Here is a 16,496-nt window from a genome sequence, read left to right as displayed (position 1 = left end):
GATGTAATGGTATGGAGAGGCTCAGTTAACTATTATCGCTTAACCCCTCACTGCGCCCTCCCGTTGGGATGGAATGGCACATAGCCACGGCTTTTTTCCTAACTTAGGCTTACTGCAATGTTGCCTCAATTAAGCGAGCACAAAAAAGGGCGCTACAAATGTAACGCCCTTAAACTTTATCCGAAAGCACGTTTAGTGCTTTACCCGCTCAATTTTCACACTCTCGGGCGATGTGAGCATCAGCGGTACCTTTTCAACCGTAACAAAACTCAGGTCGAGGCCAAAGTTGCGTTCCTCAGAAAGGCTTATCTTTTTAAACTCGGTATATATAAACATAATTACCTTCTCGTAAAACGACAGGTTATGTGAACGCGACAATACTTTCTCTATCACTACAAACCTAAAATCGCCTACAATTTTGTGCTTGTTTAATGATTTGTACTGGCTGGTAATATCAATCTCCCCGTTTTTCACCAGGTCCTCTACAACCTTGCGGAACAGCAGGTTTATTTGTTGCTCAACCCTAAACCCAAGTTTAAAGTCGATACGGATAAGTTTGCCCGGCACCAGGAAATCAACCTCGTACTCGCTTTTGTAAGGTTCATCCACCACATCAACGTGTACCAGCCAGTAAACGTCGGCGCGTTTAGGCTGCTTTTGCAATATCGAGTAAATGATCTTTGATTCTATCTCGGAGTTAAAGTTGGCGCTGGTTAAATACACCAGTTGCGAAGCATACTTTGGCACGCTCTCATCCTCGCTCATCTCTTTAATAATGTTGAAGTAATCGTCAATCTCAATAAACTTCACGTAGCGGTTCTTTATTTTGCGGGCAGTGTGCCAGGTCCACATAATAATAAACAGCACCAAACCAATTGATAATGTGAACCAGCCGCCATGAATAAACTTAACCAGGTTACCTAATAAAAATGTACCCTCTATAAGCAGGTAAACCGCTAAAAACGAACCGATAATGTAAGCAGGTACTTTTTTACGCTGCAAAAATTTCGATACCAGTATGGTTGTCATCAGCATGGCAACCGTAATACTTAAACCGTATGCGGCCTCCATCCTGGCCGAATGCTGAAACAATAATACAACACCAATACAACCTGCACAAAGTATCCAGTTGATGCTGGGTACATATAACTGGCCCTTTTGCTCTGATGGGTAATTGATACGTACTTTTGGCCAGAGGTTTAATCTTACCGCCTCGGCAATAAGCGTAAACGAGCCCGATATTAAAGCCTGGCTGGCAATAATAGCAGCTATAGTAGCTATACCAATACCAAATATCAGGAAGCCCTGCGGCATAATTTGGTAAAAGGGGTTATTAGCGTTCAGGTCTATTGATTGGCCGGTATGTTGTAACAGCCAAACCGCCTGGCCCAGGTAATTGAGTATTAAACAGGTTTTTACATAGATCCAGCTTATCTGGATGTTTTTGCGCCCGCAATGCCCAAGGTCGGAGTATAAAGCTTCGGCCCCGGTAGTACATAAAAACACCGCGCCCAGAATTATGAATGCATTATAATTACTGGTAAGTAATTGATAGGCATAATATGGATTGAATGCCTTTAATATCATCGGCATCTTTACAATATAGCTTACGCCCAAAACGCCCATCATGGTAAACCAAATAAACATCATAGGGCCAAAGGCCTTGCCTACCAGCGATGTACCAAACTGCTGGATGATGAACAACGCGGCAATAATAGCGATCACTATTTGTACGGTTGGTAATTCGGGGTAATAGGTACGTAATCCCTCAATGGCAGACGATATGGTAATTGGCGGGGTTATTATACCATCGGCAAGCAGGGCACAGCCGCCTAATATGGCCGGCACAATTAACCATTTAGCCTTGCGGCGCACTAACGAGAACAGGGAGAAAATGCCCCCCTCGCCTTTATTATCGGCCCGCAGGGTTATAACAACATATTTTAAAGTGGTTTGCAGCGTAAGCGTCCAAAAAATAAGGGATACGCCTCCAAGCACCAGCGTTTCTGAGATACGTTGCGAAAAATTAGAATGCTCCTGGCCAACAATAGCCTTAAATACATATAATGGTGATGTACCAATATCGCCGTAAATTATTCCTAAACTTATCAGCAACCCGGCGGCCGATAATTTTTGCAGATCTTTTTGACTTGACACAATTTTATTAATTTATTTTCCAGCATAAAAGCCCGGTTTTTTCAACCAGGCCCTTATGCTTATTATGATGATACGTTTACCCTGCCAATTACAATACTACCAGGAGATGTAAACATTAGTGGTATTTTTTCAATATTTATAAACCTCATATCGGGCGTAAAGTTACGCTCTTCTGATAAACTTATCCTTTTTAATTGTACATATATAAATAATACATTCTTCATCACCAATCTGTTAAAGGCACCCAATGTAGTTACAATATATTTAAGGGTTTGCAGGGCAGGTATCCAAAAATTAAGTGAAACCCCGCCGGGCGATAATTTTTCTGAGACTGGGGTTATGCTGTTTACAGCTGCAAAAACATACAAAGGTGATGTACCCGCATATCCATAGATTATTCCTAAACCAGGAAGCAGCCCCGGGGCTGAAAGTTTTTGCAGATCTTTATGATTTGACACTCTAATTTAAAAAGGATACAAAACTATTAAAAAAATCCATTTACAACTTAAACTAAGTTTAATCGTATAAGTCTATAATTTAAAATAACTAATAAAACCTTATTTTGTTAAAAATTGTTAAAAGTATTTATATATTCATAACATTATGAGGTGTTGAACGCAATATTTATACTTTTGCAAAGAATATTTTAATATGAGTCTAAGATCTACTTTTGCTACTTCCAGGTTTACCATAATTGCGCTGGCAATACTGGTAAATTTTGCGCTTGCAAGAGGGGTTAACGCTCAAAAAAGCGATAGTTCATACCTGCGTACACTAAAATACAAGCCGGCCAAAACTTCTTATTTTAAAAACGGCTTGCATTTAGCCCTGCCCCCGTTAAAACCTGCCGCTACATCTAACGCCAAAATAAACCTTGCCCGGCCCGATGATAAGTTGGTTACCAACGTAAAAGTTTACCCTATCCCGGTTACCGATGTGCTTAATGTGAAGTACAATGTATCGCGTAATGCCTACGTTAACGTAAATGTGATGGATGTACTGGGTAACAATGTACTTACCCTGTTTTCGCAAAGGGTTGAGTTTGGCGAGCAAAACATCAGCTACAACATCAGCAATAAACTATCACGCGGTTTTTATTTTGTAAGGATTGTTGTTGGTACCGAATCTGTAAACACCCGCATCTCGGTTCTGTAAGCCCCCATGCCTTACGAAAGGGGTGTTTTTTTGATAAGCACAACTTGTATCCTCCTCCTCTTTTTAGAATTTAAACACGTAGATTTTAGGTTTTAGAATTTAGAGTTTATAATTTCGGCGTTATTGCATTAACATTATGAAAATAATTGCCATTGGCCGCAACTACGCCGAACACGCTAAAGAGCTGAATAACCCTGTACCTACCACCCCCGTAATATTTATGAAGCCTGATACCGCCCTGTTAAAGGATAACAAGCCTTTTTACCATCCCGAGTTTTCGCAGGATATACACCACGAGATTGAACTGGTATTAAAAGTAAGCAAAGAAGGCAAGCATATCAGCGAAAAATTCGCGGCTAATTATTTTGAGGAAATAGCCCTTGGGGTTGACTTCACCGCGCGCGACATCCAAACTAAGCATAAAGAAAAAGGCCTGCCCTGGGAACTGGCCAAGGCGTTTGATAATTCGGCCCCGGTAAGTAACTTTTTGCCAAAGGCGCAATTTGCCGACCTATACAACCTGAACTTTAAACTGGATATAAACGGCGAAACCCGCCAGCAGGGCAATACCAAAGATCTGCTGTTTTCTTTTGAGCGCATAATTGCCTTTGTATCACAGTACATCACCCTAAAAAAAGGCGACCTGATATTCACCGGCACCCCCGAAGGTGTGGGTAAAGTTGCCGTTGGCGACCATCTGGAAGGATTTTTGGAGGGTAATAAGCTTTTAGATTTTTATGTGAAGTAAATTTATTTCACGCAAAGACACAGAGACGTAAAAAGTTGCAATGTCATGTTGAGCCTGTCGAACCATTAAACACTATGCAAAGATTTTAAGTCTTCGACAGGCTCAGACTGACAAAAAACAAAACTTTGCGTCTTTGCTATAGAAATAATAAACAATTAAATATGTTGATTCGAACGGTGAGCAGGAAAATATTATTCAGTATAGCAGCACTACTGCTTAGTGCAACTTTCATATACGCCCAGGATGTTATCCAAAGCAAACAATACCCCAAAAACCAATTACGCTACCCGTTAGATATCCCGCCGGCAACAGCAGGGTCTTTCGGCGAACTAAGGCCAAACCACTTCCACTCGGGGCTTGATTTCCGCACTATGCAGCGCGTTGGTTTCCCTGTGCATGCCGCGTATGATGGTTATATATCGAGGGTACGCATCCAGTTTGGCGGCTTTGGGCAGGCATTATATATTACCCACCCCAATGGCTTTACAACCGTTTACGGCCACATTAATGATTTTACGCCCGGGATTGATAAATACATCCGCGATTACCAATATAAAAACCAAACCTTTGAGGCCGATATACCTTTACCTCCCGGCATGTTCAAAGTTCAAAAAGGCGATGTTGTTGCCATTTCGGGTAACCAGGGGGCATCTGCCGGGCCGCACCTGCATTTCGAGATCAGGGACACCTTAACGCAGGAAACCATCAACCCGCAACTGTTTGGCCTCACCATCCCCGATACAAAGCCACCGGCTATTAGCGCCATTGGCATCTATCATTTAAACGGCAACCCCTTCAGCGAAAAAACACCAAAAGAGTTTTTAGCCGTAACCGGTGCAAACGGCAACTATCATTTACTAAAACCACAGGTGCTAAACATTAGCGGTAACACCGGCTTTGGCATAACAGTTAGCGATGTTAATGACGCATCGGCCAACCGCAACGGTATTTACTCGCTGGAGCTTAAACTGGATGGCGTTACTATGTACACCTTCGCGGTTGAGCGCTTCGCGTTCGATCAAACCCACGCCATTAACGCTTATATTGATTACCCTGCGTTTATCACGGCGCACCGCTTTATGCAAAAATGCTTTATATTGCCGGGCAGCCGCATTTCGTTGTACCCGCAATCCATCAACCGGGGAATTATGGCTTTTAATGATGATAAGCTGCACGAGGTGCAGTACATTGTAAAAGATGTGGCAGGCAATACATCAACCCTAACTTTAAAGGTACAATCAAATACCACCGCAGCTAACCTGCCTGCTGATAAACCAACCGGCACCCTGCTGCATTACGACCGTAAAAGTGAGTTTGCAAACGATAAGGTTAAGGTTACCATTATGCCCGGCAATTTGTACGACGACCTTGACTTTCAATACGCCACCCTGCCCGCAAAGCCGGGCGCTTATTCTGCAACACACCGCATCCACAATAAGCTGACGCCGATACATGACAGCTACGACCTTTGGATAAAACCCGACATCAGCCTTGGTGCCTATGCCGAAAAGGCCGTAATTGTTAATGCGGCCACAGGTGCCATCAACAGTACCTGGGAAGGTGGCTGGGTAAAGGGTTTGGCCCATGCCTTTGGCGATTATTACATCAGGATAGATACCGTGCCGCCCGTTATTACCCCTATCAACATCCGCAACGGCAGCAACATGAAACTTTTACGGGCCATAAAGCTGCGCATGAGCGATAACCTGAGCGGGATAAAAAGCTATGCAGGCAAAATTGATGGCAAATGGGTGCTGGTAGCCTGGGATTATAAAACAAAGGTTTTAAGTTATACCTTTGACGATAGTATATCCACAGGTAAACATACTTTTGAGTTTACCGTGACTGATATAAAAAATAACGTTAGTACATTTAAAGCAGAATTTAACAGGTAAAAATGGCAACTCCACAACAAGGCGAAAAAGCGCCAAACTTTACAGCTAACGACCAAAACGGCGAAGCCGTTTCATTGGGCGATTTTAAGGGCAAAAATGTTATACTGTACTTTTACCCAAAGGATGATACCCCTGGCTGTACAGCAGAAAGCTGCGATTTCAGGGATAATTACCAATCGTTATTAAGTAAGGGCTTTGAGGTGATAGGCGTAAGTGTGGATGATGAAAAATCGCACAAGAAGTTCGAAACCAAATACAAACTGCCCTTTACCCTGATAGCCGATACCGACCACAGCATTGTAGAAGCATATGGCGTTTGGGTGGAGAAGAATATGTACGGCAAAAAATATATGGGTACTGCACGCACTACCTTTATTATTAATGGCGATGGCATTATTGATAAGGTGATTGAAAAGGTTGATACCAAAAACGCTTCGCAACAGGTTTTAGAACTGTTAGATTAACTGTATTTAAAACATATATAAAACAAAAACGCTTTATATTTATTTAAAAGATAAATTTTAATAGATGGCCATTCAGGCAGAAGACGAAGAGATACTCAATAAGTTTAGGGACGAAAAGACCCGTAACGAAGCATTTAACCTTTTGCTGAGAAAGTATCAGCAAAAGATATACTGGCACGTACGCCGTATGGTTATTGACCATGACGATGCTGACGACATTGTACAGGATGTTTTCATAAAAATATGGAAAAACCTGCCCGGTTTTCGTAACGATGCGCAGCTGTATACCTGGATGTACCGCATTGCCACCAATGAATGCATCACTTTTTTGAATAAAAAGAAAGCCAAGAACAATGTATCTTTTGATGATGTGGATTATGAGCTGGCGGATACGCTATCGAGCTCTGACCAGTTTAACGGCGACCAGATACAGCGAAAATTACAGGAAGCAATATTAACGCTGCCCGATAAACAGCGCCTGGTATTTAACATGAAGTATTTTGACGATATGAAATACGAGGACATGAGCGATGTTTTGGGTACAAGTGTGGGCGCTTTAAAAGCTTCCTATCACCTCGCGGTGAAAAAAATTGAAGCCTTTATTACCAATACCGATTAAATTAGTAGATTTTTAAAATTAGCGTTAAACCTTTTGAAACTTTGTTCATCTATAAGAGTATATGAAAAGCGATATGGAGAATAACGAATGGGCGGACGAAGAAATGTCACTTAAACGGTTTTCGAAAGAAACCCCGTTTACAGTGCCATCCGGCTATTTTGAAGAGGCCGGTCAGCGCATATTGTCCCTTATAAAATTAAATGAGTTAAAGAGTGATGATATGGCACAGGGATTTACTGTGCCCGAGAATTACTTTGATGAACTTAACGCTAATATCCAGGCCAGGATAAATATCGAGGCAATTGCAGGTACCGAAGAAAAAGGTTTTGCTGTGCCCGCGGGATATTTTGAACAGCTTACCGGTAATATACAAAGCCGTATAAACATTGAGGCTGCCGTAAATGCAGAAGAGACAGGCTTTAACGTTCCGCAGGGATATTTTGATAACCTGCAGCAACAAATAACCAGCCGCATAGCTGTTGAGGAAATGATGGCCGCCAGCACCCCTGAATTTGCCGTACCTGATAACTACTTTGAAAAACTTAGCCAGGATATTTTAAATAAAACGGTTAACAAGGAAGTTGTAATACGCAAAACCATTGTACGCAAGCTGTGGGCATCAAATACCTTTAAATATGCTACTGCCGCCTGCTTAGCTTTAATAATTGGCGCGGGTGCTTTTTTAAGGGAAGCGCAACAACCTGCTACGCATGCACAAACACTTTTGCACAAGCAGGTATCAAACATACCGGTAGACGAAATAAAAGACTACCTTGAGCTTAATATGGATGCCAACGATACACGCAGCATAATAGATAACGACAAGCAAATTAATACTGATGCCCTGGATGCTGATTTACAGGACTATGTAGATATTAATTAACGATAATTTTAATGAACAGGCTGTTTAGATATATTTTCTTTTTATTGGTATTTGCTGTTAGCTATGACGATGCTGCCGCACAGGTAAGTAATTTCCGGCGGCCTGCACCTGTTGCCAAATCAAGGGTAGTTCGTAACCCTAAGCTACAGGCCGCGCGGGATAAGTTTATAGCCCAGCAGCTTGCACTTACCACAGGCGAATCGCGCAAGTTTTGGCCCTTGTACCGCCAATACCAGGAAGATCTTACCGCTATTAAGATCCTGAAGAAGCAAAATAACTCCAGTTCATCCGTAAACGGTATGGACCAGATAGACAAGGAGCTTGAGTATGATAACCAAATGGTAATTATCCGCAAGCACTATCGCGACGAATTCCTTAAAATATTATCGCCCGAAAAAGTAAGCACCCTTTACAAAAGCGAGGATGAGTTTAAAAATGAACTCATCAGGCAAATTAGCGAACGCAGCGTACGAGCAGGCAATTAATATTGTTGTAAGGTTGGAATGTTGTAAAGTTGGAATGTTTTGAGCAAGTTCAATAAGTTCGAAGACCTGGATATTTGGAAAATAGCCGTTTCTATCGCTATTGATGTTTACTTGCTTTGTGACTCCGAACCGTTAAAGTCTGATTGGGGTATGAAAGACCAGATCAGGCGTGCTGCCTGTTCAATGTCTGATAATATTGCAGAAGGATTTGAATACAACAATAATCCTGACTTTATTCGCTATTTAAATTATGCTAAAGGATCATCCGGTGAGTTTAGAAATAAACTATTTATTCTTAGCCAGGCCGGGAAATTAGATACGGTTGTATATGAAACTTTATATGCCAGAAGCGTAGAATTTTCGTCAAAAACGAAATCATTGATTGATTACCTGAAAAAGTTTGAAGCAGATAAAAAAAAAAATAACATTACAACTTTCCAACCTTCCAACCTTACAACAACATCCATGCTTACGTTACGCCAGCTTTTTCTCAACAACAACGCCCAAACAACCCACTTCCCTTTATTGCTGGAGTTTGAGCGTGCGCAAGGCGTATATATTTATGACGAAGCAGGCAACGCCTATACCGATCTGATATCGGGCATTGGCGTAAGTAACCTGGGCCACAGCAACCCAAAGGTTGTACAGGCGGTTAAAGACCAGGTTGATAAATACATGCACCTGATGGTATATGGCGAGTATGTACAAACCCCACAGGTGCGCTTTGCCGAAAAACTGGTGAGTATCCTCCCAAAAACATTAAACTCGGTTTATTTCACCAACTCGGGCTCTGAGGCTGTTGAAGGGGCGTTAAAGCTGGCCAAGCGTTTTACCGGCAGGCACCAGGTGGTTGCCTTTCATGGCTCATACCACGGCAGTACCCACGGTGCTTTAAGCGTTATGGGGAATGAAGAATACAAGCAGGCCTATCGCCCATTGTTACCGGGTGTAAATTTTATAAGCCTTAATAACTTGCCCGATCTGGAACTGATCACCAGGCAAACCGCCTGCGTGATACTTGAAACGGTACAGGGCGAGGCCGGCATACGCGTACCCCATACTGCCTACATGCAAGCTTTGCGTGCCCGCTGTACCGAGGTTGGCGCGTTGCTAATACTGGATGAGATACAGGCTGCATTTGGCCGTACAGGCCAACTCTTCGCCTTTAAGCATTTTAATATTGTGCCCGATATACTGCTGCTGGCCAAGGCGCTTGGCGGCGGCATGCCTGTAGGGGCTTTTATAGCCCCGGTGGATGTGATGTCGGCTTTTAAAGAAAACCCTATACTGGGGCATATTACTACGTTTGGAGGGCACCCGGTTTGCTGCGCTGCGGGGCTTGCTGCCTTAGAGGTTTTACTTGAGGAGAACCTTGTTGCCGCTGTTGCAGAAAAAGAGGCCATCATCCGTAAACATCTTGTACACCCTGCTATAAAGGAAATTCGCGGTATAGGGCTAATGCTGGCCGTAGAATTTGAAAGCTTTGAATTGAACAAAAAAATAATCGACACCTGTATAGAAAACCATATAATTACCGACTGGTTCCTGCATTGCAGCAATTCTATGCGTTTGGCCCCTCCGCTGGTTATTAGTAACACCCAGCTTATCAATGCCTGTAATATAATTATCAAGGCCATTGAATTTCACGCAGATACGGTTTAATCATTTCATGATCGCTCCAGTATTTTTAAATTCTAATTAATAATTTAACTGTAAAAATAAAGTTACGATAAGCATTGTCTCTTTATTGGTATAGTTTATGCACAGTAGTACAGGCCTGTGTATATATCCTCTTCGACTCCCTAATTACTATTTTTGAGGTCATAGGTGCATACTTTTCGGGTCATACTGAGCTTTATTAACAATATAACATCTTCTATATAATATGAAAATCGCATATATATCAACCTTTCCGCCCCGCGAATGCGGTATTGCAACTTTCAATTTTAATTTAATGAATGCCATCAATGCCAATTTCCCCGAAAGGAAAAGCTCACTCGATGGCGGCTTTGTTGTAGCGCTTAACGATTCGGAGAACATACAGGAATATGAATACCCGGCCGACGTTAAATACGTTATTCGTCAAAATCATCAAAAGGACTATATACGTGCAGCCAATTACATCAATACCAGCACTGCCGATGCGGTTATACTGGAGCATGAATTTGGTATTTACGGCGGCGAAAGCGGTATATATATCTTACCCTTGATAAACCGTTTAGAGAAACCTCTGATATCAATACTCCACACCATATTAAAAGATCCCAGCTACGTTCAGCGTATCATTATCCGCGAAATTGCCGAGCAATCGTCAAAAATTATAGTGATGAGCAAACGCGCAGTTGAATTCCTGACCACTATATATGATATCCCTGAAGACAAAATTCAAATTATAGAACATGGCGTACCCGATCTGGAAGCGCCTGAGGTTAACCCGGTTAAAAGCTTAAGCCAGTTTAAAAACCGCCGTGTGCTATTAACTTTTGGTTTACTAAGCCGCAACAAAGGTTTAGAAACCGTTGTAAAAGCCCTGCCAAAAATTGTAGAGAAACATCCCGATGTGATGTACGTAGTGCTTGGTAATACCCACCCCGGCGTTATCAAAAACTCGGGCGAAGAATATCGCGACCATTTAAAAAGCCTGGCCGCTCAATTAAAAGTTTCGCAGCATTTATCATTCATTAATAAGTTTGTAGCCGAGGATGAGCTGATAGATTACCTTACTGCCGCCGAAGTGTATGTTACACCATACCTTAACGAGGCGCAAATTACCAGCGGTACCCTATCATACGCCGTAGGCGCGGGTGCTGCTGTGGTATCAACACCATACTGGCATGCAACCGAATTGCTGGCTGATGGCCGCGGCCGTTTGTTCGACTTTAAGAATGCCGACATGCTTGCAGATATAGTTAACGAACTGTTAGATAATGACAAAGTACTTAAAGAATTAAAAGATAACGCTTACGAATATGGCCTGCATTTACGCTGGCCTGCAACCGGTGCCGAATTTATTAAAATAGCACAGGAAGCTGCTGCAACGCATGACTTTAGCGACAAAATATTAAAAAACAGCATTGTTGACCCTGAGATATTACCAAAATTCAGCCTTACGCACGTTTTGCGTTTAACTGATGATACCGGCATCGTTCAGCACGCTAAATATGGCATTCCAAACTTAAAAGAAGGTTATTGCCTGGATGATAACTCACGCGCACTCATCATGGCCTTAATGGCTTATCAACGAAGCGGGAGCAATGAAGCATTTAAATTATTGCCCATATACCTGAGTTACATCCACTACATGCAAACGGAGGACGGTAACTTCCGTAACTTCTTAAGCTTTAGCCGCCAGTATCTGGATGAGGTGGGTTCTGAAGATTCCTTCGGCCGTACCATCTGGGCATTAGGGCACTTAATTAGTTGCGCGGCAAGTAATTCGTACCGCGAATTTGCGATGGAGATATTCCACAAATCGTACCCGCACTTTAAAGCCTTAAAACATATACGCGGCCAGGCCAATACCATTATTGGTATTGCTTTGTACCTGCAGGCCTACCCTACAGATGAAGGTATGGTTGCCGAACTGGTGCGTTTAACCCAGCCTTTAATAGATGCTTACGAAAACACCCGGTCTGACGATTGGGAATGGTTTGAAGAAAGCATGACCTATGATAACGCTATTCTTCCGCTTGCGCTGCTACACTCTTGCGAGATAACAGGTAACCAAAAAGCTAAGGATATTGCCTTAAAAACAATGGCCTTCCTGGACAAGCTTACCCTATCTAATGGATATTTAAGCCCGGTGGGTAACGATGGCTGGTATTACCGTGGCGGTAAGTTCCCTACGTTTGATCAGCAGGCTATTGAAACAATGGCTATGGTGCTGATGCATTTCCAGGCGTACCAGATCTTCCGTAAGCCGCAGTATATCGAAAAAATGTTCCTGAGCTATAAGTGGTTCCTGGGCGAGAACACCCTGCGCGCACCATTGTATGACCATGAAACCAAGGGCTGCTGCGATGGTTTGCTGCCAACAGGCATCAACCGTAACCAGGGCGCCGAAAGTACACTGGCGTACCTGATATCGCACTTAACGGTATTAAAAGCTTTTGAGCTGGAGTACGAATACAACAAAATGGAAACACAGGTTAAAGTGTGTTAATGAAAGCAGCTATATTAGCCCCTGTTGCCTGGCGCACGCCGCCCAGGCACTACGGGCCGTGGGAACAGGTAGCATCAAACATCGCCGAAGGCCTGATAAAGCTTGGTATTAATGTAACCCTTTTTGCCACGGGCGATTCTATCACCGAAGGCAAGTTAAAAGCTGTTTGTGCACAAGGTTACGAAGAAGACCGGTCTCAGGATGCCAAAGTGCTGGAATGCCTGCACATCAGCAACCTGATGGAACAGGCCGGCGATTTTGATATCATCCACAACAACTTTGATTTTTTGCCGCTTACTTATTCCGGGCTTATTGATACGCCCATGATAACCACTATACATGGTTTTTCATCGCCACGCATTATACCGGTTTATAAAAAGTACAATTCGCGCGGGCATTATGTATCCATCAGCAATGCAGACCGCAGCGCCGAACTTGAATATATTGCCACAGTTTATAATGGGTTGGATACCAAAGATTTTAAGTTTACCGAACAACCGCAGGATTACCTGTTATACTTCGGGCGTATCCACCATGATAAAGGCCCGGTTGAAGCCATCGAAATAGCTAAAAAAGCTAAAAAAAGGCTAATAATAGCAGGCATCATCCAGGATGAGAACTACTTTAAAGAAAAAGTAGAGCCACAGCTTAATGAACAGATCCGGTACATTGGCCCCGCCGGCCCGGATAAGCGAAACGAACTTTTGGGCAATGCCCTTGCCCTGCTGCATCCCATAAATTTTGCTGAACCTTTTGGTATGAGCGTAGCCGAATCTATGCTGTGCGGCACACCCGTTATCGCATTCAACAAGGGTTCGATGCCGGAATTGATCAGGCATGAAAAAACAGGTTTTTTAGTGAATACGGTTGATGAAGCTGTTGATGTGATAGATCAGCTTGGTTCTATAAACCGTGCCGATTGCCGCGAATGGGCTAATTCCCAATTCTCTAAGGAGAAAATGACAGAGGATTATTTTAAGTTGTATCAGCAGATATTGGGGTAAGTTAGAACCTTAACCACAAAAAACACTAAGAGTCACAGGGTGCGCAAAGATTGATTATCATCTTTGTGCACCCTGTGTTTTTTTGTAACCATGGTGAATACAGTTAAGGAGTAAGATGCCCCCAATAAAAGCGAATTCAATTACAATAGCCTGATAATTAAACATTTATAAAGTCCTAAAAACAAAAATCGCTGATTATAAGACAGATAAGAGTGTTCACGGTCGCAAATTTGCGTGAACGTGAACACCTTGAAAATACTAAGGCCGTTTGAGGGGCGTTATAAGTCGTTTTAATGCCGTTTTTAACCTATATACACCGGCACCTTAAAAAGCGCTAATCTATCCCGTCTTCCTTAAACTTAGCAAGCAGCTCATCAAGGTCAACTTCAGCAAATGATGTTGATGAATCGGAGATACCGTAAGGAATAATGAGTTTATTATTATGGATCATAGACCCGCACGAGTACAATACGTTGGGTACATAACCTTCACGCTCATCGCTGTTAGGCACCAATAAAGGCTCTTTAAGTCGACCTATCTCTACGGTTGGGTCGTCCAGTTTCAGCAAGCTTGCACCCAGCACATAACGGCGCATTGGGCCTACGCCATGGGTTATTACTATCCATCCGTCACGGGTTTCTATCGGCGAGCCACAGTTACCTATCTGTACAAATTCCCAGGTAAATTTTGGTGTTTGCAACAGATCGGGTTTTTCCCAGATATTTATCTTATCAGAGTACATGATGTAATTGTTGCACCCATCTATCCGCGATATCATGGCGTATTTCCCGTTTATTTTACGGGGGAACAGCGCCAGGTTCTTGTTCTGCGCACCAGCCCCGTATAAAGGCATTATCTTAAAATTATAAAAATCGCTGGTTTGCAGCAGCTTCGGCATAATCAGCGAACCATCATACGCGGTGTAGGTAGCATAGTAGACGTAAGTACCATCCTCATTAATAAACTTAACAAAGCGAGCGTCTTCAATACCCTTACGCTCGTACTCTGATATCGGGAAGATCACTCTGTCGGAGATATCGGTATCCAGCGAGAAAACGATCTCGTAGTACGAATCGGCCAGCCACAGTACCTTATCATACTCCAGGCGCACCATATCATCCTCCTGCAGCTTTTGCGAGTCGAGAATAATACGGCGCAGGTTAGAGTATTCAAAATGATGATCAAGCTTATCTTCCAGTTCGTGCAACACACTGATGTTGATCTGGGTAATAGCGGCTTTTTCTAAAAACAGTTTCTTATTGTAAACCGCATTTCGTACAATTTCGGCCTCATCAATATAACTGCCGGCCGGTAAAACGGTTATCTTGTTATCCTTATCAATCATCGCCCTGCGAAAAGTGATAGAGCTGATATGCCCTTCGCCTACTGCCCTAAAGCTAATGATAACCCGTTTCTGCCCGTCTTCCATTTCGGTTTGGTCAGGGTCTTCCACAATAGAAGGGTTAAAGAACGCTGCCGATTCGATAGAATACTCGTGCGTAAAGTACGAGCCTATTAATAGTTTACGGTATACGGTAAGCGTATCAAAATCTACCCCCAGTTCGGCAATAAGCGGTTTAAGCTTACTGCAATGGCGGTTAAGCACCCGGGTTATATTACGGTGGCGTTTAGAATATTCCTGGAGCAATGGCGATACAATGCCGAAAGCGGTATCTTCTGAGATACCCATTACGCGCTGCAGAACCTCTTTTGCCCTGTCATTTCCATTAAAGAAAAATCTTGCTATTACACGCTTCGGATCGGGATTTACTCTTATTGGTTTTCGTTCTACAGAAAGTCTCATACTAAATAGATGCGTTTATTCAATAACACCATGCCCGCTAAATTGATTTGCGCAATTTCACAAAGCTTGATATTATCTGTAAATATTACATTATATACGTAAACACGTTGTTTTAAATTTGATTTATTTAACAGTTGATGGTTTAAGCACAAATTTCAGACCGATATGCATGCCGGTATTAAATCATACTGTTTCTTTTGATAAGGTAGGTTTTCAGGATCTCGTTATACCCCTGCTCAATGTCGGCATCTACTAACTGGATATGGTGCTGGGCGCATTTCAGTTTAAGTTGGTGGCGATAATCTTTCAAAGCTGCTTGGTAGCTGTCGCGAATTTTGTTTGGATGCACGCGTACTTCAGTACCCGTCTCTATATCAACAAAATGATGCGGGCGGTTATCAAAATTAAAATCCTGCTCTTTTTGTTTGCTGGTAACGTTAAAAATGATCACCTCATGCTTTTTATACTTTAGGTGTTGTATAGCCGCGAAAAGCTGCTGCGTTTTTTCAGGATTGAGGCTATTCTCCAGCATATCGCTAAAAATGATCACCATCGACCGTTGATGGATCTCGCCGGCAACGTGGTGCAGCACCTGGGTTATATTGGTTGAGGTATTTTGTTTAGGATGGTCGTAAGCCTTCTCCAATTCGGCATACAGGCGAAACAAATGTGTTGAAGTTGAACGCGCCGGACTCATCCAGTCCATCTTATCCGAAAAAAGGCAAAGCCCGAATGCGTCCCGCTGTTTTTTGAACAGGTACATGAGCGAGGCGATTGCATATATCGAAAACTGTAGCTTGTTTGCCCCCTCTGCCGGGAAATTCATGGACGATGAAGTATCCAACAATAAAAAACAGCGCAGGTTGGTTTCCTCTTCAAACTGTTTTACAAAAAGCTTATCGGTGCGGGCAAGCAGTTTCCAATCGATATTTTTGACGGATTCGCCGTTGTTATACAGCCTGTGCTCGGCAAATTCAACAGAAAAGCCATGAAACGGACTTTGATGCAGGCCGGTTATAAAACCCTCAACAACCTGCCTGGCAAGCAGTTCCAGATTAGCCAGTTGCCGTATATGCTGATCATTACTGAGTGTGGGCATAATGCAAGATATAAACTTTAA

At 42.8% G+C, this 16,496-nt stretch carries 14 protein-coding genes; 10 read left to right on the top strand and 4 right to left on the bottom strand.

Going from position 1 to position 16,496, the window contains the following annotated elements; translation table 11 throughout:
* Positions 1-192: 192 nt before the first annotated feature.
* Together IDJ75_RS00825 and IDJ75_RS00820 are read right to left on the bottom strand one after the other, a co-directional pair.
* Entirely contained in the window at positions 193-2,157 is a 1,965-nt protein-coding gene (locus IDJ75_RS00825) for a KUP/HAK/KT family potassium transporter (protein WP_191173723.1), read from the bottom strand.
* 62 nt (positions 2,158-2,219) lie between these two features.
* Positions 2,220-2,615, bottom strand: coding sequence for a KUP/HAK/KT family potassium transporter (locus IDJ75_RS00820; RefSeq protein WP_191173722.1), 396 nt, complete (start codon positions 2,613-2,615; stop codon positions 2,220-2,222).
* A gap of 193 nt (positions 2,616-2,808) precedes the next feature.
* Between IDJ75_RS00820 and IDJ75_RS00815 the strand changes: the two genes are divergently transcribed.
* From IDJ75_RS00815 to IDJ75_RS00770, 10 genes are all read left to right on the top strand, one after another.
* On the top strand, positions 2,809-3,312 hold the full coding sequence (locus IDJ75_RS00815) for a T9SS type A sorting domain-containing protein (RefSeq protein ID WP_191173721.1): 504 nt from the start codon (positions 2,809-2,811) through the stop codon (positions 3,310-3,312).
* Positions 3,313-3,448: 136 nt separating this feature from the next.
* A complete protein-coding gene (locus tag IDJ75_RS00810; protein WP_191173720.1) occupies positions 3,449-4,060 on the top strand; it encodes a fumarylacetoacetate hydrolase family protein in 612 nt (203 codons plus the stop codon).
* Between the two features lie 176 nt (positions 4,061-4,236).
* Positions 4,237-5,955 (top strand): M23 family metallopeptidase, encoded by a 1,719-nt coding sequence (locus tag IDJ75_RS00805; RefSeq protein ID WP_317173723.1) that lies wholly within the window; start codon positions 4,237-4,239, stop codon positions 5,953-5,955.
* A 2-nt stretch (positions 5,956-5,957) separates the two neighbouring features.
* Positions 5,958-6,419 (top strand): thioredoxin-dependent thiol peroxidase, encoded by a 462-nt coding sequence (bcp, locus tag IDJ75_RS00800; RefSeq protein ID WP_191173718.1) that lies wholly within the window; start codon positions 5,958-5,960, stop codon positions 6,417-6,419.
* Between the two features lie 64 nt (positions 6,420-6,483).
* The gene (locus tag IDJ75_RS00795; protein WP_191173717.1) at positions 6,484-7,038 is read left to right on the top strand and encodes an RNA polymerase sigma factor; all 555 of its coding nucleotides are present in this window, start codon (positions 6,484-6,486) and stop codon (positions 7,036-7,038) included.
* Between the two features lie 61 nt (positions 7,039-7,099).
* Positions 7,100-7,921, top strand: coding sequence for a hypothetical protein (locus tag IDJ75_RS00790; protein ID WP_191173716.1), 822 nt, complete (start codon positions 7,100-7,102; stop codon positions 7,919-7,921).
* Between the two features lie 11 nt (positions 7,922-7,932).
* Positions 7,933-8,406, top strand: coding sequence for a hypothetical protein (locus IDJ75_RS00785; RefSeq protein WP_191173715.1), 474 nt, complete (start codon positions 7,933-7,935; stop codon positions 8,404-8,406).
* Positions 8,407-8,445: 39 nt separating this feature from the next.
* Positions 8,446-10,068 (top strand): aminotransferase class III-fold pyridoxal phosphate-dependent enzyme, encoded by a 1,623-nt coding sequence (locus IDJ75_RS00780; RefSeq protein ID WP_191173714.1) that lies wholly within the window; start codon positions 8,446-8,448, stop codon positions 10,066-10,068.
* 223 nt (positions 10,069-10,291) lie between these two features.
* Positions 10,292-12,568: a glycosyltransferase family 4 protein gene (locus IDJ75_RS00775; protein ID WP_191173713.1), complete on the top strand. Its 2,277-nt coding sequence runs from the start codon at positions 10,292-10,294 to the stop codon at positions 12,566-12,568.
* A complete protein-coding gene (locus tag IDJ75_RS00770; protein WP_191173712.1) occupies positions 12,568-13,572 on the top strand; it encodes a glycosyltransferase family 4 protein in 1,005 nt (334 codons plus the stop codon). The genes IDJ75_RS00775 and IDJ75_RS00770 overlap by 1 nt, the downstream gene beginning before the upstream one ends.
* 334 nt (positions 13,573-13,906) lie before the next feature.
* Here the strand turns inward: IDJ75_RS00770 and IDJ75_RS00765 are convergent, their stop codons facing one another.
* On the bottom strand, positions 13,907-15,376 hold the full coding sequence (locus IDJ75_RS00765) for a glycoside hydrolase family 130 protein (protein WP_191173711.1): 1,470 nt from the start codon (positions 15,374-15,376) through the stop codon (positions 13,907-13,909).
* A 178-nt stretch (positions 15,377-15,554) separates the two neighbouring features.
* Entirely contained in the window at positions 15,555-16,475 is a 921-nt protein-coding gene (locus tag IDJ75_RS00760; protein WP_191173710.1) for a DUF58 domain-containing protein, read from the bottom strand.
* Positions 16,476-16,496 lie beyond the last annotated feature (21 nt).

It is taken from the genome of Mucilaginibacter rigui (assembly GCF_014773275.1).
Lineage (GTDB): Bacteria > Bacteroidota > Bacteroidia > Sphingobacteriales > Sphingobacteriaceae > Mucilaginibacter > Mucilaginibacter rigui_A.
The sequence above is the reverse complement of the archived record's forward strand: the minus strand, read 5'-3'. Positions and strand labels throughout refer to the sequence as shown.